The 19,032-nt window shown below is 58.5% G+C and carries 6 protein-coding genes and 13 pseudogenes; 10 read left to right on the forward strand and 9 right to left on the reverse strand.

Annotation, left to right across the window (positions count from 1 at the left end):
- Position 1 precedes the first annotated feature (1 nt).
- From lapB to yciH, 3 genes and pseudogenes are all read left to right on the forward strand, one after another.
- Complete coding sequence (gene lapB / locus ACTBDU_RS04420; protein ID WP_438805682.1) at positions 2–1,171, forward strand: lipopolysaccharide assembly protein LapB; 1,170 nt, start codon at positions 2–4, stop codon at positions 1,169–1,171.
- A 155-nt stretch (positions 1,172–1,326) separates the two neighbouring features.
- Positions 1,327–2,036, forward strand: a pseudogene (pyrF, locus tag ACTBDU_RS04425) (orotidine-5'-phosphate decarboxylase).
- Positions 2,029–2,352 (forward strand): stress response translation initiation inhibitor YciH, encoded by a 324-nt coding sequence (gene yciH / locus ACTBDU_RS04430; protein ID WP_438805683.1) that lies wholly within the window; start codon positions 2,029–2,031, stop codon positions 2,350–2,352. The pseudogene pyrF and the gene yciH overlap by 8 nt, the downstream one beginning before the upstream one ends.
- Positions 2,353–2,432: 80 nt before the next feature.
- Here the strand turns inward: yciH and ACTBDU_RS04435 are convergent, their stop codons facing one another.
- Entirely contained in the window at positions 2,433–2,597 is a 165-nt protein-coding gene (locus ACTBDU_RS04435; protein ID WP_438805698.1) for an osmotically-inducible lipoprotein B, read from the reverse strand.
- Positions 2,598–2,881: 284 nt separating this feature from the next.
- Between ACTBDU_RS04435 and ACTBDU_RS04440 the strand changes: the two are divergent.
- Together ACTBDU_RS04440 and ACTBDU_RS04445 are read left to right on the forward strand one after the other, a co-directional pair.
- A pseudogene (locus ACTBDU_RS04440) lies at positions 2,882–3,577 on the forward strand (L-ribulose-5-phosphate 4-epimerase).
- A gap of 425 nt (positions 3,578–4,002) precedes the next feature.
- Positions 4,003–4,599 (forward strand): annotated as a pseudogene (locus tag ACTBDU_RS04445) (2-keto-3-deoxygluconate permease); the annotation flags it as partial.
- A gap of 349 nt (positions 4,600–4,948) precedes the next feature.
- On the opposite strand, the pseudogene ACTBDU_RS04450 reads toward ACTBDU_RS04445, so the two are convergent.
- Positions 4,949–6,875: pseudogene (locus ACTBDU_RS04450) on the reverse strand (exoribonuclease II); the annotation flags it as partial.
- 190 nt (positions 6,876–7,065) lie between these two features.
- Positions 7,066–9,249, reverse strand: a pseudogene (locus tag ACTBDU_RS04455) (molybdopterin-dependent oxidoreductase).
- A 254-nt stretch (positions 9,250–9,503) separates the two neighbouring features.
- On the opposite strand from ACTBDU_RS04455, the gene ACTBDU_RS04460 reads away from it, so the two are divergent.
- Both ACTBDU_RS04460 and ACTBDU_RS04465 read left to right on the forward strand, forming a co-directional pair.
- Positions 9,504–11,102 carry a PTS transporter subunit EIIC gene (locus ACTBDU_RS04460; RefSeq protein ID WP_438805684.1) on the forward strand — a complete coding sequence of 533 codons (1,599 nt, stop codon included), beginning with the start codon at positions 9,504–9,506 and terminating at the stop codon, positions 11,100–11,102.
- A gap of 116 nt (positions 11,103–11,218) precedes the next feature.
- Positions 11,219–12,132, forward strand: a pseudogene (locus ACTBDU_RS04465) (LysR family transcriptional regulator).
- A 29-nt stretch (positions 12,133–12,161) separates the two neighbouring features.
- On the opposite strand, the gene fabI reads toward ACTBDU_RS04465, so the two are convergent.
- Together fabI and ACTBDU_RS04475 are read right to left on the reverse strand one after the other, a co-directional pair.
- Positions 12,162–12,950, reverse strand: a complete 789-nt coding sequence (fabI, locus tag ACTBDU_RS04470; RefSeq protein WP_438805685.1) for an enoyl-ACP reductase FabI — start codon at positions 12,948–12,950, stop codon at positions 12,162–12,164.
- 182 nt (positions 12,951–13,132) lie between these two features.
- Positions 13,133–13,826: pseudogene (locus ACTBDU_RS04475) on the reverse strand (ATP-binding cassette domain-containing protein).
- Here ACTBDU_RS04475 and ACTBDU_RS04480 point away from each other — a divergent pair.
- Complete coding sequence (locus ACTBDU_RS04480; RefSeq protein WP_438805699.1) at positions 13,725–13,979, forward strand: hypothetical protein; 255 nt, start codon at positions 13,725–13,727, stop codon at positions 13,977–13,979. The pseudogene ACTBDU_RS04475 and the gene ACTBDU_RS04480 sit on opposite strands and share 102 nt — an antisense overlap.
- On the opposite strand, the pseudogene sapD reads toward ACTBDU_RS04480, so the two are convergent.
- The 4 pseudogenes from sapD to sapA form a co-directional block, all read right to left on the reverse strand.
- Positions 13,952–14,942: pseudogene (gene sapD, locus ACTBDU_RS04485) on the reverse strand (putrescine export ABC transporter ATP-binding protein SapD). The gene ACTBDU_RS04480 and the pseudogene sapD sit on opposite strands and share 28 nt — an antisense overlap.
- Positions 14,942–15,849, reverse strand: a pseudogene (gene sapC, locus ACTBDU_RS04490) (putrescine export ABC transporter permease SapC). The pseudogenes sapD and sapC overlap by 1 nt, the downstream one beginning before the upstream one ends.
- Positions 15,836–16,388 (reverse strand): annotated as a pseudogene (locus ACTBDU_RS04495) (ABC transporter permease subunit); the annotation flags it as partial. The pseudogenes ACTBDU_RS04495 and sapC, both read right to left, overlap by 14 nt.
- Positions 16,380–17,774 (reverse strand): annotated as a pseudogene (sapA, locus tag ACTBDU_RS04500) (ABC transporter substrate-binding protein SapA); the annotation flags it as partial. The pseudogenes sapA and ACTBDU_RS04495, both read right to left, overlap by 9 nt.
- Before the next feature lie 135 nt (positions 17,775–17,909).
- Between sapA and ACTBDU_RS04505 the strand changes: the two are divergent.
- Positions 17,910–18,014 (forward strand): annotated as a pseudogene (locus ACTBDU_RS04505) (hypothetical protein); the annotation flags it as partial.
- Between the two features lie 119 nt (positions 18,015–18,133).
- Positions 18,134–19,010 (forward strand): annotated as a pseudogene (locus ACTBDU_RS04510) (sigma 54-interacting transcriptional regulator); the annotation flags it as partial.
- Between the last annotated feature and the right edge of the window lie 22 nt (positions 19,011–19,032).

The following is a 19,032-nucleotide window of genomic DNA, read 5'->3' on the forward strand; positions in this document are numbered from 1 at the left end:
TATGTTAGAGCTGCTGTTTCTGTTGCTGCCCGTGGCCGCCGCCTATGGCTGGTATATGGGGCGCAGGAGCGCGCAGCAGGATAAACAGCAGGAAGCTAATCGTCTTTCCCGGGAGTACGTCGCCGGGGTGAATTTCCTGCTGTCCAACCAGCAGGACAAGGCTGTGGACCTGTTCCTTGATATGCTAAAGGAGGACAACAACGCTTTTGAGGCGCACCTGACGCTGGGCAATCTGTTCCGTTCCCGCGGCGAAGTCGACCGCGCCATCCGCATTCACCAGGCATTGATGGAAAGCACGTCGTTAACCTTTGAACAGTGGTTGCTGGCCATTCAGCAACTGGGCCGCGATTATATGGCGGCTGGTTTTTACGATCGCGCTGAAGATACGTTCAGCCAGTTGGTGAACGAAGATGACTTCCGGGTGAGCGCATTGAGTCTGCTGTTGCAGATTCATCAGGCGACCAGCGAATGGTCGAAGGCGATAGACGTCGCGGAAAAACTGGTCAAGCTCGGCAAAGAGCAGCACCGGGTAGGAATAGCCCATTTTTACTGCGAGCTGGTCCTCCAGGCGATAGGCAGTGACGATATGGATCGCGCCGTCGCGCTGCTGAAAAAAGGGGCGGCCGCGGACAAAAACAGCGCGCGGGTGTCCATTATGCGCGCCAAAATCTACATGGCGCAGCAAGATTATGCGGGCGCGGTCGGCGAACTGACGCAGGTGTTGGATCAGGATCGCGAAATGGTCAGCGAAACGCTGCCGATGCTGCAGGAATGTTATCAGGCGTTGGAACAACCCGCCCAATGGGCGGAATTTCTTAAACGCTGCGTGGAAGAAGACACCGGCTCGGCGGCGGGACTTCTGTTGACCGATATTATTGAGCACGAACAGGGGCCTGAGGTGGCGCAGGGCTATATCAACCAGCAATTGCGCCAGCATCCGACAATGCGCATGTTTCACCGACTGATAAATTTTCACCTCAGCGAGGCGGAAGACGGTCGCGCCAAGGAAAGTTTGCAGACGCTGCGCGATATGGTCGGCGAACAGATTTACACCAAACCTCGCTACCGCTGCCAGAAATGCGGTTTCACCTCCCACAGCCTGTATTGGCATTGTCCGTCGTGTAAATCCTGGGCCTCGGTCAAGCCCATACGCGGTCTGGACGGCCAATAATCCCGGTAGACAGGCACCGCCAGGAAAATCGGCTAACGCCCCGTCGCTGTCGAGTGGCGCTGCAGGCGACTCTGGGTCCGGCTGGCGCCGCCGGCAGGTAAAATGGCCTGATGCTAACGGGCCTGCGCTGGCGGGCCGCCAACCAGAGATGTTTCATGACGCGCACGATTTTATCTTCCTCTTCTTCTTTAGCCCCGCAACGGGCGGGCTCGCCGGTGATTGTGGCGCTGGATTATGCCGATGCCCGCCAGGCGTTGGCGTTTTCCGACCGTGTGGCGCCGTTCCAGTGCCGGCTAAAAATCGGCAAAGAAATGTTTACCCAAGCGGGACCGGCGCTGGTACACGACCTGCAGCAGCGCGGTTTCGAGGTTTTTCTGGACCTGAAATTTTACGATATCCCCAATACGGTGGCCAAAGTGGTTAGCGCGGCGGCGGAACTGGGAGTATGGATGGTCAATGTGCACTCCAGCGGCGGTGAACGCATGATGGCGGCGGCGCGCGAAGCGCTGTTGCCGTTCGGGGCTGACGCGCCCCTGCTCATCGCCGTCACGGTGCTCACTAGTATGAATGATGAAGATCTGCGGGGGATAGGCATTGCCGGCAGCGCCTCGGACCACGCCGTGCGGCTGGCCGTACTGGCGCAAGCGTGCGGCTGAAAACCGACTGCGGCGCGGATTTCGCGCTGGTGACGCCGGGGATCCGCCCCGCCGGCAGCGATGCGGGGGATCAGCGCCGGGTGATGACGCCGCTGCAGGCGGGCGTGGACTATATGGTGATCGGACGTTCTATTACCCAGGCCGCCGACCCCGCTGCCGCCCTAGCGGCGATCTTGCAGGAACTGCAAGCCGGAGGCACCGATGTCTGATGCAAACCGGCTGGTGTATTCCACCGACGGCGGGTGCATAAAAACGGACGAGACGCCCGCGCCGCGAGCGCCAGGAGACGGCATTGTGCGCCTGCAGCAGCAAATCAGCGGTCGAAAAGGCAAAGGCGTATGTCTGATTACCGGCCTCGATTGGGATGACGCGGCGTTACAGTCGCTTGCCCGCGAGCTGAAAAAGAAATGCGGCACCGGCGGGGCAGTGAAAGACGGCGTTATTGAGATTCAGGGCGATAAACGCGATATGTTGAAACAGCTTTTGGAAGCGAGGGGTCTGAAGGTCAAGCTGGCGGGCGGTTGAAGGGAGGCGCCCGCCTTACCTGGCCGCCACACTGCGTTAGATGACGGTGTGGCGGCGGCAGGATTAACGGACAACGGCCATCAATCCACCTGATGGCCAATAATCCCGCCATCGGCGCCGCCGATAGCGCTGGCGCCGATGGCGGTGTTGTGATCGCGTTTCGACCAATTCGAGCACGCGCTTAGCGATAAAGCCAGGGTGACCGCCAGCGCCGCGGCAGCCATGCGTTTAGAGGTTGAGCTCATCATCACGTTCTCCATTTTCAGCTGTTATATTGAATTACCTTGAAATAATTATAGACTTATTCGCAACATTTAGCTTATTTGGTGTTTAAGTAACAGTTTTCATAAATCAATGTGTTACAAGTTTTGCAAAAATTAAATAATCCGAAATTTTCCTTCTGATTTTTGACTGACTCATTTCCCAGCGCCCCAATAGCAGAACCACGCCCGATCTTCAGCCGGTTTACTCATACAGGACCCGCACGCCGGACCGGACAATAGCCTTATCTTGGGATAAGGAGAACGCCATGCTAAACAGTCTGAAACAACAGGTGTTGGAGGTGAATCTGGCGCTGCCGCAGCATCAGCTGGTTACCTTTACGTGGGGTAATGTCAGCGTGGTCAATCGGGAAAACAGTCTGATGGTGATTAAACTGTCCGGCGTGGACTATAGCGCCATGACCCTTGACGACATGGTCGCCGTGAAGCTGGTGCGGCCGGCGGGTGGAAGGCCGGCGGAAACCTTCATCCGATAGCGACACCCATCGGGCCCCTTATCTGGCGTTCGAGGCGCTAGGTGGTATCGTCCACACCCATTCCCGTCATCCCACCATCTGGGCGCAGGCGGGGCGGGATATTCCCGCCTGGGGCACGATGCATGCCGACTATTTCTATGGCGCGGTCCCCTGTACCCGTCCAATGATCGAGGCCGAAATCAGCGGACGTTACGAATGGGAAACCGGTCAGGTCATTGTGGAGGCCTTCCGGCATCGGGAACCCGATCCGGCGGCGGCACCGGCAGCAGTGCTGGTTAATGCCCACGGACCTTTTGCTTGGGGCAATGATGCGGCGAGTGCGGTGCACAATGCCGTGGTGCTGGAAGAAATCGCCTACATGGGAATTTTTCTCGCCAGCTCAGTCCGGAGCTACCGGCGATACAGCGCAGCCTGTTGGTGAAACACTATTTGCGCAAGCACGGCAAAGACGCCTATTACGGTCAATAACCAGCCCCTCCAGAGGGCCACGCTCGTATGCCGGCGTTTTCGCGATCCTCAAGTTGCGGGCGCGCACACTGGGCTTTGCGCCGCACGGCGCTGAGGCGCCGCGCCAAACGGCGCTATCCCACGGCGATACGCCTTCCCATACAGAGCGGTGTGACCCCACAGAAGCCGTCCATTAAGCGCCTATGTCGCCCCGACCGGGCGGTCATAGGCCATTGTCATAGGATGCCAGCAAGCGTGTGCGCCGCCTTGCGTTTCCATTAAAATGACGTATTTTAAAAATAGAAACGTTATTTTAATTTTGCAGCCAATCACTGTTTGCCCCCATATTTGCGGCTAGTTCATGCTTACATTTCCCCCCCCGGGGGACCCGGCCAGCGACTGGCCCTAGCGCCCCAGGGTGGTCTTTGAGATAAGGTGGCAGCAGAATGCAAATTAAACGTGCTATCGATAAAATTCCGGGCGGTATGATGCTCATTCCGCTGTTCCTCGGGGCCCTGTGTTATACATTTTCGTTAGGCGCCGACGCCTACTTTGGTTCTTTCACTAATGGACTGATTACCGGCACCGTGCCGATTCTGGCTATCTAGTTTTTTTGATGGGCGCATCCATCAAGCTGAGCGCTACCGGTACGGTACTGCGTAAGTCTGGCACGCTGGTGGTAACGAAAATAGCGGTAGCCTGGCTGCTGGCGGCGCTTGCGTCGCGGGTGTTGATGGACATGACCAACGGCGGCTTATATGCCTCCATTATGCAGCAGTACGGCAGCAAGGAAGAAGCCGGTGTTTTTGTATTAATGTCGCTAGAGTTCAGGCCGATAATGACCATGATCATTATCGGCACAGCCGGCATCGCTTCCTTTGAACCGCAGGTGTTCGTCGGCGCGGTATTGCCCTTTATCATCGGCTTCGTGCTCGGCAATCTGGATCCGGCGCTACGGGAATTTTTTACTAACGCGGTACAGACGGCTAATCCCGTTCTTCGTTTTTGCGCTGGGCAACACCATCAATTCGGCGGTGATTGCCGGCATGGCCCCCAGTTTGCGCCCATAACGCCGTCAGTGATTGTCACCTCGATTCTGGTCCGGTGATAACCGCGCTCTATTCTCGCCGCGTTAAACGGGGGCAGCCAGCCAAGGTGGGCGCTGAGCGTGGAACAGGTCATGGGGCAGTGGACGGTGAACGGGCGGTGGACGGCGAATCCGCGGGTGCCGATCGACTGCTTCCTTAAGCGGGAGTGGGAGCGCGCCTGCGGCGATCGACTGCGCCCGTCGGCGCGGCGAAAGAGGGTAACCCGCTAAAAAAACGCATCGCCAAAAACGATGCGGAGGGGGGGTAGCCGCGCCGCCGTCGCCGGGGACAGGTTTAAGCCGCCTCGGGCTATCACCGAGCGGTTTTCCATCCGTACTTCGGCGAGGATCACCTCAAGGGTATCGCCCTGGCCGGTAGCGTTTCTCGCCTTTCACCTGCACGGTGCCGGCATCCTGGCTGCACATCAGCTTGTCGCGCACGCTGTGGATGAAGGGGGCAGGGATGAACACCACCGCGCCGTTGTCGAGCAAGCTCATTCGCATGCCACCGCGCGAGATGTCGATGATTTCCGCCGCGAAGCGGCTGTCGCTGCCGGCTTTCGGTTGCAGGAAACGGGCATAAAGGCAATCGCCGACGTCCCGTTCCGCCATACGGTTCTGGCGGCGGCGCTCGGCGAGACGCAGCGTGACTTCCTCATTCGGCCGCTCGGCGTCGCCAACGCCAATCAGGGCCTTAAGCAGGCGCTGATTGATCATATTGCCGTACTTGCGGATTGGCAAGGTCCAGGTGGCATAGGCGTCCAGCCCCAGACCAAAGTGGGGACCCGGCACCGTACTGACTCCGGCAAAAGTCTGAAAGCGGCGAATGCGGCTGTCCAGATAACTAGTGGGCTGGGCGTCCACCGCCGACGCAGGGCGCAAAAACCTTCCAGCGTCAGGAGACAGGAGGGGTCGACCTCAATCTGGTGACTGCGCAGAATGGCGACCGCCTGATCCACCAGCAGCAGGTCGAAGCCGTGGTGCACGTTATACAGCCCATAGCCCAGGCCGTCCCGCAGCACGCGGGCGGCGCAGACGTTGGCGGCTATCATCGCCTCTTCGATCATGCGGTTAACGATGCGACGCGGCGCGACGACAATATCATCCACATTGCCCTTCTCATCCAGCACGAAGCGATAATCAGGGCGATCTCTGAACACCAGCGCGTGGTGCTGCCGCCAGGCGCTGCGTGCCAGGCAAACATCATGCAGCAGGCGAATCTGATCGGCAATGGCCTCGGTTCCTGGCAGCCTGAAACCGCGGTTTTCCAAGTAGTCGGACACATTGTCGTAGGCCAGTTTACCCCTGGATTCGATCCAGGCGGTGAAAAAGCGCGCATCGTCGGCTAGGGTCCCGTTAGGGCGCACCGTAATGCGGCACGCCAGCGCCGGGCGCCGCTCGTGGGCGCACAGCGAGCACAGATCGTCGGACAGCGCCCGCGGCAGCATGGGAATATTGAAACCGGGCAGGTAAATGGTGAAGGCGAGCTCGCGGGCGATGTTATCCAGCGGACTGCCTGCCGGCACCCAGGCGGTCGGATCCGCGATGGCGACGGTCATGACCCCGGCACCGTTCGGAGCCGGAGCCAGATGGATAGCGTCGTCCATATCTTCCGTGCTAGCGCTGTCGATGGTGATGAAATCGAGCGCGGTAAGATCTTCGCGCGCCGGCACGTCTTCCTGCAGACTAACCCCTTCCGGCATGGCCGGCGCAGCGTGCTCAAGATTATGGCGGGCGAGTGTCACCCACCAGGGGGGCGAAGTGATCGTCGGCGCGAGTGACCAGGGCGGTAATTTCGGCATAAAATTGGCGATCGCCTTTCAGCGGGTGGCGTCGCATTTCCGCGACCGCCCAATCGCCGGTTTGAAACGTCTGGTCGACGCCGCGCTGCGGTCGCGTGGGGATAACCTCTTTGATAAGCGGATGATCCGGCACGACGGCAAGACGTTCGTCTTTGACCTGTACCCGACCCACAAAACGCGTGAGAAAGGGTTCAATGAGTTCTTCCGGCTCGGCAATCTCCCGCTCTTTTTCTGTGCGCACTACGGCCGAGATTTTATCGCCGTGCATCACTTTCTTCATGAAGGGCGGCGGAATGAAATAGCTTTTCTGGGCATCGATCTTAAGGAAGCCGAACCCTTTCTCAGTGCCTTTAACCACGCCTTCGACACGCGGTGTCTGGGAATGCAGTTGCTGTTTTAGCTGTGCAAGCAGGGAATTGTCTTGAAACATAATGTCCGGAAAAGTGGATTGTAATGTGCTGAGTAGCGGCAGATAGTTTTACGCGATTCGGCCTGCGGCGGCAAGCTTACCGGTCATATGAAGCTAAAAAAACCACCCGGTTGACCCAAGGTGGTTTTCAGGGGGAAGGGACGTGCAATGAGCGCGCCCCTTGTCATGTTAAGCCGGCGTGGCCGACCAATCACAAGATGCGCTGAGTCGACGGCGTCAGGCTCGGCGTCAGTTTGATCGGGACCGATTTGGAGGTCGGGGTGAAAGTGTGCCGTCACCGAAACTAAATAGCGGCACCAGCGGGTTGGTTTCCGGGTAATAGGCCGCCAGGTTGCCGCGCGGGATAGCGTAGCTGACCGCTTTAAATCCCGTCATTTTACGGTGCACACCGTCATGCCACAGGGTTTCGATATCGACCCGATCTCCCTCCTTAAGACCCAGCTCGGCCAGATCCTGCGGATGAATAAACACCACCTCCCGCTGGCCATAAACGCCGCGATAGCGGTCATCCAGACCATAAATGGTGGTGTTGTACTGATCGTGGGAGCGCAGGGTTTGCAGGGTGAACGGCGCATTCTCGCCCTGCAACTGCGGTATGAGCGTTTCAGGCAGTGAGGCGGCGCTAAATTGCGCCTTGCCGCTCGGCGTAGCAAAACGCAGTTCGGCGGCGTATTGCCGAGATAGAATCCCCCCCAGGCACGTCACAGCGGCGGTTAAAATCAGTAAAGCCCGGCTGGGTGGCAGCGATGTGATCGCGAATCAAATCGTAGTTGCCCGCGAGCTCGCGCCAATTGAGCTTGTCCTCGCTTAATACCGCGGCGGCAATACCGGCGACAATCGCGGTTTTGGAACGCAACTGGTCGGAAATCGGCGGGTTAACCCCTTGAGAAGCATGCAGCATGCTGAAGAAATCTTCGACGGTAATATACTGATCGCCTCTGGCCTGGGTATCACGGTCGGTCCGGCCAAGCGTCGGCAGAATGAGCGCATCCTGTCCGGGTACCAGATGGCTGCGGTTAAGCTTGGTACTGATATCACGGTCAGGGCGCAACGCTGCAGCGAGGCCTCGGTACGCGGCGTATCCGGCGCGGCGGCGGCCAGATTGCCGCCGAGGGCTTTTCGTCGATGCCCATGGTGTGGTTGCCCTGAACGTTGCTGTGACCGCGTACCGGGCACAGGCCGGCCCCCGGTTTACCCAACTGGCCGAAGAGCAGTTGCAAATTGACGATTTCGCGCACCGTGGCGACGGAATGTTTGTGCTGGGTTATCCCCATTGCCCAGGTACAGATAACCCGCCTGGCGCCGCGGTAAATTTCCGCGACCTCGCGCAAATCCTGCTCGCTGAGGCCAGACTGCCGGGTCAACTACTGCCAGGAGGTAGCGTCGACGGCGGCGAGGTACAACCTCAACGCCTTGGGTATGGGCCGCGGATAAAAGCGTCATCGAATAGGCCGTCTTCTCCACGCGCCAGATGTTGACGATGGGTTTCCAGCAGCGCTTTGATTATCCCGCGCACCGCCGCCATATCGCCGCCCAGATTGGGCTGAAGGTAGCGCGAGCTGATACGCCCGGATTTTGGGGTGATAACTTCCAGCGGTTTTTGCTGATCAACAAAACGCTCAAGCCCGCGCTCACGCAGATTGTTGAATCTGACGATGCTGGCGCCGTGGTCGGCGGCGTGACGCAGAGACTGTGCAGCATACGGGGATGGTTGGTGCCAGCGTTCTGACCGAAAACGAAAATGGCGTCGGCCAGGTCAAAATCATCAAGGCGAACGGTGCTTTTACCGACGCCGATACTTTGCTTCAGGCCGCTGCCGCTGGCCTCATGGCACATGTTGGAACAATCGGGAAAATTATTGGTGCCGAACATCCGGCCAAACAGCTGATACAGATAGGACGCTTCATTGCTGGCGCGCCCGGAGGTGTACAGCTCAGGCTGATCGGGATGCGTCAGATTATTCAGATGAACGGATAAGGGCAAAGGCCTCTTCCCAGCGAATGGGCAGGTATTTATCGCTTTCGGCGTTATAGCGGTGCGGCTCCGTCAGCCGACCCTGATACTCAAGAAAATAATCGCTTTGCTGATAAAGCTGGCTAACGGTGTGCCGGGCGAAGAAAGCCGCATCCACCGCCTTGCGCGTGGCTTCCCAACTTACCGCTTTGGCGCCGTTTTCACAAAAGCTGAAGGTGCCGTTATTATCGCCCCAGGCGCAGCCCGGGCAGTCAAACCCTTTTGACTTGTTGACGCGCAGCAGATTGCGGATGTTTTTGAAAGTCTGTTTGCTGTTCAGCACATAGCGGGTGGTGGATTCCAGGGCTCCCCAGCCGCCCGCCGCGCCGTCGTAAGGTTTTATCGCAGGTTTGAATTTCATCATTAGGGTTTCGCAGATAATAACTTCGATGAGATGTTAAATTTTGTTTAACATTTTGCTTCAATTGCGTAAAAGTTTAATCGCGCCGCCGGCAAGCGTTTAATCGAAACGCTTTATCGTGGTATAGAGCGCGGTTATTGCATGCTATTTGTGATCTTGTTCATATTCCTGGCCATCAACCCTGCCCGAGTTCCTCATCGCCGCTGGCCCTGTCGCATACTGATGGAGTCGTTCAATCTGGAGTGGCCCGCGCGATGAAAGAGATAGGCAGCAAAATTCATGGATTTGGCAAAGCGCTGATGATGCCGATTTCGGTGATCGCCGCCGCCGGGATTTTCCTGGGATTGGCGGCGGCGATGCAAAACCCCGCGGTGAGCGGCGAGGCTTTTGCCCGGCTGCATTACCCGCAGATGATCATCGGCTTTATCCGTCAGGTGGCAAGCGCACTGTTCGCCAACCTCCCGCTGTTTTTCGCCGTCGCCAGCGCTATCGGCCTGGCGCGGGAGGAGAAACCGACGGCCGCCTTTGTCGCGGTAATCGGCTTCATCAGCCTGCACGTGGGGGTAAGCGCTTCGCTGGCGGCGCAGTCTATCACCCCGGCCACCACCACCCTGGCGTCGCTCACCGCGCGCGGCATGTCGCAGACCGGGGCGATGATGTATGCCGCGCAGTTCACCCCGACGCTGGGCATTTTTTCCTATAATATGAGCGTGCTCGGCGGGGTCATTGCCGGGCTGGTGACGGTGGCGCTGCATAACCGTTTTTATACCGTGGTATTGCCGAGCGCCATCAGTTTCTTCGGCGGCCGACGCTTCGTGCCGATTATCACGGTGGTCGTGCTGCCACTGGTGGGACTCGGCCTGTCGTTCATTTGGCCCGCCATTGGCCATGGCATCGCCTGGGTGGGGCAGCTCATCGGCAAAAGCGGCGCCCTCGGGATGTGGCTGTACGGATTTTGCGAGCGGCTGCTGATCCCGACCGGCCTGCACCATATTTTGAACGAAACGGTGCGTTTTACTCCTATCGGCGGCGTGGTTACCGCGGACAACCGGACGCTGGTCGGGGCATTAACCATCTTTAACACCTCTCTCACCCATCCCGGTCTGCTAAGCGACGACGTTATCTGTCACGCTACGCGTTTCCTGGCGCAAGGCAAGATCCCCACCATGATGTTTGGCTTACCGGGCGCGGCGCTGGCGATGTATCAGTGCGCGCGGCCCGAACATAAAGAACGCGTCAAGGCGCTAATGCTGGCCGGCGGTCTGGTTTCGTTCACCACCGGAATCACCGAACCGCTGGAGTTCTGCTTTATTTTCGTCTCGCCGGTGCTGTTTATTTTCCACGCGGTGTTGAGCGGCGTTGCGTTTATGCTGATGGATTTGCTGCATGTAATGATTGGCAATGTGCAGGGCGGCGCCATTGATCTGGTTATCTTCGGGGTACTCGGCGGCGCCCGGACCCAATGGTGGTATCCGGTGCTGCTGGGGGCGGTGTATTGTCCGCTTTACTATGTGGTGTTCCGCGCGGTCATCCGCCGCATGCATGTCGAGACGCCGGGGCGGGAATCGGACGAGCAGACGCCGCCGGAGCAGGAAAAGCAAAGCGCCGATGAACGCTCGCAAACCATCATCAATGGCCTGGGAGGGCGGCAGAATATCGCCGACGTTGATTGCTGTTTTACCCGGCTGCGCGTGCGGGTACGCGACATGCAGCAGGTGGTGGATCGTACATTAATGCTCACCGGGGCCAGCGGCGTTAAACGGCTCAGCGGCAACGATGTGCAGGTTATCTATGGCCCGCATGTGGAAAAAATCGCCCACGATGTGAAACGGACGCTAGGCGTGAGCAGTTAATTTCGCATCGGGGCAGACGATAGCTGCCATTGACGCACTAACGCGGATATCCCGGCTGATTTTTGCCTATACGGAGGTGATATACTGTTTGCTACCCCCGGCTACCGATCAAACTGATGGATATCAAACAACTCATTTACTTGTGCAACCTGGAGCGGGAGCGCCATTTCGGCCCCGCCGCCGACGCCAGCTTTGTCAGTCAGCCCACCCTCTCAATGCGGCTGAGAAATCTCGAACGTGAGCTGGGGGTGGCGTTTATCCACCGCGGCAACAGTTTTCAGGGCTTTACCGCCGAGGGGGAGCGGGTACTGGCCTGGGCGCGGGAAATTGTCTCGGTCTATCAGGGGCTGAAGCTGGAAGTGGAGTCGCTCAAGCAAGGCGTGGGAGGCACATTGCGTATTCGGCATCGTGCCCCAATGCGGGCCTCTCGCTACCGCAATTGCTACAGCAGGCGCAGGCGCGCTATCCGGATGTGCGCTACCAGGTGGCGGTGCTGAACGCCGATCAACTGCTGGAAGCCCTGACCAATCATAGTGTCGATTTGGGAATTGGCTTTTTTGAACTAGCGCTGCTGGAAGAGCTCAAGTTCCAGACGGCGTCCATTGCGGATCGCGGCGTGGATCTGGTATTGCATCCGGCGTTTTTTTCCACGCCGCCGGCACCGGTAAGTCTGGCTCAGGTCGCTGAGTTGCCGCTCTGTCTGGCCGAGCCAAGCCGTTATTTCCGCCGTTATCTGGATGAGAACTTTCGCGCAGACGGCCTTCAGCCGCGGGTTATCCTCGAAAGCGCCTCGATTTTCCAACTGTTGCAGGGGGTGTTTACCGGCCTGGGTTGCGGCATGGTGCCGCGCGGCCATTTGTTGCCGGACATGACGTAGGCGTTAACCAGCATCCCGATCGCCATGCCGGCGATGAAACGGCAGACGGCGGTGGTGATTGTGCAAACCGGGCGGGCCATTCCGCTGGCGCAAACGGTGTTCGATTTTACACATGCCTGGCTGGCGCAGGCGGAGGGGCACGGCGCGGTGTAAAAGGGGCCGGTTGTCCGGCCCCGGGGGAATCAATCCAGATCAAGCTTGTTCATGGCGGCGATATTGAAGCCGCCGTCCACATGCACCACCTCGCCGGTAATACCTGCTGACAAATCGGAGCACAGGAAAGCAGCGGTGTTGCCGACGTCCTCAATGGTCACCACGCGGCGGATAGGCGTCACCGACTCGCAGTGGGACAGCATCTTCTTGAAATTCTTGATACCGGACGCGGCCAGGGTGCGAATAGGGCCTGCGGAAATGGCATTCACCCGAACGCCTTGCGGGCCCATAGCGTTGGCCATGTAGCGGGTATTGGCCTCCAGCGAGGCTTTGGCCAGGCCCATAACGTTGTAGTTGGGGATGGCGCGTTCCGCCCCCAGATAAGTCAGCGTTACTAGGGCGGCGTTAGGATTAAGCATTGCCCGGCTGGCCTTGGCCATGGCGACGAAGCTGTAGGCGCTGATGTCGTGCGCGATGGCAAAACCTTCCCGGGTTACGGCGTTGACATAATCGCCGTCCAATTGGTCGCTAGGCGCGTAAGCGATGGCGTGCACAAAACCGTCGAAAGTCGGCCAGCCGTCGGCCAGACGGGTGAACAGCGCGTCGATGCTGGCATCTTCCGCCACGTCGCACGGTAGCACGATGCTGGAATTGAAATCGGCGGCAAACCCTTCCACCCGTGATTTCAATTTGTCATTCTGATAAGTGAAAGCCAGCTCCGCACCTTCACGGTGCATAGCCTGAGCGGTACCGTATGCAATTGAACGGTTACTGGCAACGCCAGTCACCAGAACGCGTTTACCGGTAAGAAAACCCATAGCATTAATCCTTGTGATCATTATTTCATGCGATCGTGTGCCTACGGTCAATCCGTGCACCACCGTTCGTCGTTGATAAACCCGGCGAAGTGTAACATGAATCTTTCGCCGGAGTGTAGATCCGCGCCCTGCGCGACGGGGGGCTCAGGTCTCGGCGCCATGGCGTGACGAGGAGGGGACGCTTACGGCGTGGCGCCATCGCGCCGCCAGGCGTCGGCGGTCAGCGCTTCGCCGAAATGGCTGGCGATGAGCCGGCGGGTCAAATCGTGCAGCGGCGCCGCGAGCACATCGGCAGTGCTGCCCCGTTCTACGACTTCGCCGTTTTGCATCACGATGCTTTGATCGCTTACATCTTTCATCATGCCCAAATGTTGCGTCACGTAAATAAACGAAATCCCTTTTTTCGCCTGTAGCTCCAGCATCAGGTTGATAATCCGTGAGCGCATCGATATATCCAGCGACGCCAGCGCTTCGTCCGCCACGATAACCTTGGGCTGCAAAATCAACGCGCGCGCCAGACCGACGTGCTGTTTCTGCCCCGGCGCCAGCATGTGCGGATAGTAGTAGGCGTGATCGATCAGGCCGCAGGCCGATCTGGCGCAGGGTGGTGTTGATGGCTTCCTCGCGTTCGCTGCCTGTCAACGTCGTGTTCAGCCGCAGCGGCACATCCAGTAATTGGCCAATGCGCTGGCGCGGATTTAGGGCATTGCAGGCATCCTGGAAAATTATCCGGATACGCTGACTGCGGTAACGATAGTCACCAAAATGCAGAGGATGATCGTCAATCAAGATCTCGCCGGCGCTGGGCTCGACGCTACCGGCCAGCATTTTCGCCAGCGTCGATTTACCGGAACCGTTTTCACCGATAATAACCAACGTCTGACCCTCACGCAGGGTGAAGCTGACGTTTTGCACCGCTGCCACCTGATGACGGCGAAACAGGCCCGTGCGGTAGCGAAACGTTTTGCTCAAATTGCGGGCTTCAAGCAGGGTTTCCATGCTTACTGCTCCTCCAGATTAAGCGGATAATGGCAGGCGAAAAAGTGATTTTTCACCGGCAGCACGGCGGCGCCTGATTGCAGGTTTTCTGCGCATAGGGACAGCGCGGCCCAAGGCGACAGCCAATAGGCAGATGCTCCAGCGACGGAATGCCGCCGGGCAGGGTATTTAGCCGGCTTTTGGGCGGCATGGATCGGCCGAAGTCGGGAATCACCCGGATCAACGCCTGGGTATAGGGGTGGTGCGGCGTGGCGATCAAATCCTCGCTCTGGGCGCTCTCCACCGTTTGCCCGCAGTAAAGCACATTGATGCGGTTACACCATTTGCTCATCATTTGCAGGTCATGGCTTATCAACAAAATAGTGATAGTGGTACTGTTATTTTGATTCAGGCGCGCCAGCAGGCGGAAAATCTGTGCCTGCGTGGTCGGCTCCATGGCGTTGGTAGGTTCGTCGGCAATCAACAGCCGCGGCTGGTTGGCCAGCGCGATGGCGATCATGAGCTTTTGACACTCCCCCTTGGTCAGCTCGTAGGGATAGGCGTGCATAATCGCTTTATGGGCTTTGAAGCCAACGCGGTGCAACAATTCAATGGCACGCCGCTTGCGCCAGCCGAATCGCTGCCACCATTGGCCCTTATAGGTCCAGCCGGGGATCGCCAAGATTATCTGCCGGCCGATGCGTTCCGACGGATCCAGACAGGATTGCGGCTCCTGGAAAATCATCGACACATTGTGTCCCACCACCTTGCGCCGCTGGCGCGGGGTTAAGGCAAGCAGGTCGATATCGTCGAAACGGAAGCGATCGGCGGTAACCCGCCAGTTATCGCGGGTCACGCCGCAGATCGTTTTGGCGATAAGGCTCTTGCCGGAGCCGGACTCTCCGAGCAGCCCGCGGACTTCCCCTTCGCAATACTTAGGTGATCCACCGCTTTCACCGGCCCTTCAGGGGTCATAAACTCGATGGTGAGATTGCGAATATCCAGCAACGGCATTACTCCACCTCCGCAACTATGGCGCGGCGTACGCCTTCACCGAAGATATTGACGATCAGCACGCTTAGCATAATGGCGGGCGTAGCCCGGCTGCATGACTGCCCAGGGCGCGACATACACCAACTCCAGCTGGTCGTCCATCATTATTGCCCCCATTCCGGCGCCGGCATCTGCGCGCCCAAGTTGAGGAACCCCAGCGCGGCGATATCTAGGACCGCCATCGACAGTGCGCGGGTGAACTCTGAAACCAATTGACTGGCGATATTTGGCAGCACCGCATAACGCAGAATATGCGGCATTGATGTGCCATCCATCCGCACCGCCAAAATATAGTCTTTTTCCAGTTCGCTATGCACCAAAGTATAGACGGTGCGCACAATGCGCGGCAGCAACGCCAGCCAAACCGCCAACATGGCATGTTCCAGGCGGGGGCCGAGAAACGCCACCACCACAATGCCCAGCAGCAGCGAGGGGATGGGCAGCACAGTGTCCAGCACGTGATTGAGCACCGCTGAACGCAAACCACGGGTGACGCCGGCCAGCGCCGCCGAACGCAAACCACGGGCGGCGGCGGCCAGCGCCGCCACCAGGGTCACCACCAGCGCCGATCCGAAGGTGGGGGCGGTGCCGGCCAGCAACCGGCTCAGTACATCGCGGCCCAGATCATCGGTACCGAGAAAAAAAGACACGTCACCGTAGCGCGACCAGGAAGGCGGCAGCAGTTGATAGCCCAGAAATTGCTGGTCCAGATGATAGGGCGCAAACAGCGAGCCGAACAGGCAAAGCAGGATCAGCAGGGCAAAGCCGTACAGCCCCAGCATCGACATGGCGTCGGGTAAAAGCGCCGCCATCGCCGCGCCAGCGGCCCGGGCATGCGCTTCTCGCGGTAAACATTATCTGAGGGCATACCACTCCTTATGGCGCAGCGGGTTCGCCAGCGCGCCCACCGCCATCACCCCGGCGAAGATGGCGGCGTAGTCCTGTTGACGGATGGCGATGATAAGCCAGCGGCCCAGACCAGGCCAGCTGAACACCACTTCCGTAATCATCGCCAGGGTCAGCATCGTAGAAAACTGCAGCCCCAGTTTGGGAATAATCGTTGGCAGGGCGTTATGCAATAAATGACGGCGCACAATGGTCCAGCGCGACAGCCCGCGGGGCGCGGGTCGCGGCGGCGCGGATATAATTGCGGCCGATCACCTCAACCGTGCTGATGCGCATCAGCCCCACCACCTCGGTGGTCGGCGCCACCGCCAGCGCGGCGATCGGTATCACCATATGTTTGAGCGCACTCAGTAACATTTCATTACGGTAGAGGGAATCCGACAGCCAGGCGTCCAGCAGGGCGAAGCCGGTGATGCGTTGTACGGGATACAGCAAATCGAAGCGACCGGCGACGGGGAACCAGCCCAGATGCAGGGAAAAATAGAGGGTCAGCAGCAGCGCATCAAACTCCGGATCGCACCAGCGTGCATAGTTGGTTTGCGAAGCGATGGCGGCGCAGCTTAACAGCGGACGGAAAAAACTGTCCGGATCGTTACTGTCGGTGGATTAGCCCGAAAGGGTCATATCGTGATTCACGGCCGTCAGTCACGCCTCTTGAAAGCGTCCCTCTACGGGAATAATCGTCAAGCGGATGCCCACCTGCGCCAAATCAGCTTGAATCAATTCAGCCGTTTTCAACGGGCTGGGATTATAGGATTGCAAGGCGGTCGGCACCAGCAAATTAAGCTGCAATGAGGTCTTGCCCAGCGCGCGCAGGATAGCGCGCGCCTTCGCCGGATTGTATTCCGTTACCCGTGATTCGCTATCCATAAGCCCAGGACGCACGCGGCAGCAGCGATGCCGCGGTTTCAGCGGTACCGTAATAGATGGATTGCATTAAACGTGGATTATTGATCGCCAGCGCAATGGCGTGTCGGAGCCGGACATCATTGAGCGGAGGCTTACGGGTATTGAAGGCCAGATAAGCGATGTTCATCCCGGGACGCAGCGTCAGACGCAGGCGGGGATCGTCGCGCAGGATAGACAACTGGCTGGCGGCGAGCTGGGACAGGACATCGCACTCGCCGGTCAATTGCCGCGACAGGCGGCCGATCCCGCCGGTGCTCAAATCAATGACCACCTGAGCCATACGCGGCATGCCACACCAATAGTGTTGATGGCGGGTAAGCCGGATAAACTCTGTCCAGTATGGTATTCATTAAGCATAAACGGGCCGGTGCCCACCGGCAGGCGGTCCAATTGCTCCTGGGGGCCGCTGGCCGTCAGCTGGTCGGCGTATTCTGCCGACAAGACCGGCGCATAATGGGTCGCCAGATGCCATAAAAACGAGGCGTCGGGGCTTTCCAAACGGAATTCGACCGTCTCATTATCGATACGTTTGACGCTTTGCACCGTTTGCGGGAACTGCAAACTGTCAAAATAGGGGTAATCGCCGCCGTTAACGCCGTGCCAGGGATGATGCGTATCAAACATATGCGCAAAGCTGAACACCACATCGTCCGCGTTTAACGTCCGGGTTGGTGTAACCCAGGCGGTGTGCTGGAAGGCGATATTCTTACGCAAATGAAAACGATAAGTCGCCCCGTTATCCAACACTTCCCAACGCTGTGCCAGCTCAGGGATGAGGCGATAGGTGTAGGGGTCGACCGCCAGCAGCCGATCGTAAAGCTGCGCGGAGAGGGTATCAACGGTGATGCCACTACTGGCCATCTGCGGGTTGAACGTATTGACCACACCGCTGACACAATAGACAAAGGCGCTCTGGCGGATAGGCGGAGCAGCAGCGGCGACCGGACTGCCGTACGCCAATGGCAGTTCAGGGGCGATATCGCCGTCTTCGTTCCGTGGCGTCCGCGTCCCGTTGCGCCGCGATGACATTAAGCGCGGCGGGGACGCTGTTCTTAGTGACAATGTCACTTTTATCTGACGTTTCTTCGGCGGCGGCCGGGACGGTCCGACTGGCCGCTGCCGTGGCTGCCGGGGGAAAACCCCCGCCTGGGGGATTTCCGCCGCGAATTATTGGCTCAGTTGAAAGCGGCGCTGGACAAGCGTCGGTCCAGCGACTGAAGTTGAATGGACGCTTTACTGTCCATACTGTCAACTTTTTGTGACAGACAGCTTCAACCGCGGTGCAATGGCCAGTATGACATGCCCCAGACACCCTGATCGCTTGAGCGAGGCAATACATGTATTTGGAAGTAGTCTGTCAGGACCGTTTGGGTCTGGTGCGGGAGTTATTGGATTTGTTGGTCTCCCGCGCAATCGATTTACGCGGCATCGAAATTACCCCCACCGGCCGCGTCTATCTTAATTGTACGCCGCTGGAATTTGATATTTTTCGCTCGCTAATGGCGGAAATTTGCCGCATAAAGGGCGTTACCGATGTGCGGACCGTGGCTTTTATGCCCACCGAACGCGACTCCCGCGCCATGCAGGCAATACTGGCCGCCATGCCGGAAGCCGTGTTGTCCATCGACCTGAAAGGCCGGATCACGTTATCCAATCCGGCGGCCGCGCTGCTGTTTAATGCCAGCGGGGAGAAATTACTCGGCCAGTCGGTATCGGCGCTGATCGGCGGGTTTGATTTCACTCGCTGGCTGGAAGAATGCCCTGCCGCAGCCGGCCGCTGAACGGGTGGTGAACGGGTGGTGATTCAAGGCCAGGATTTTCTGCTGGATATCACGCCCGTGCAACTGCCCGGGGACGATGGTCATACCGCCACCGTCGGCGGAGTCGTGATGTTGAAATCGGCATTGCGCATAGATCGGCAATTAAAAGACCATTCGGTCAACGACGACAGCGCGTTCAGGCATCTGCTGGCGAGCAGCGAGCGTATGCGCCAGGTCATCAACAATGCCCGCAAGCTGGCGATGCTCGACGCACCGCTACTGATTATCGGCGAGACTGGTACCGGTAAAGATCTTCTGGCGCACGCCTGGCATCTGCTTAGCGCGCGGACTGGGACACCAGCCCTTTTTGGCGCTCAATCGCGCCGCCTTGCCCGACGAAGTGGCCGAAAGCGAGCTGTTTGGCCATGCCGCGGGCGCTTATCCCAATGCGCTTGTGTAGTGGCACACTGAATTTG

The organism is Sodalis sp. (in: enterobacteria) (genome assembly GCF_051710625.1).
GTDB lineage: Bacteria > Pseudomonadota > Gammaproteobacteria > Enterobacterales > Enterobacteriaceae > JBPESN01.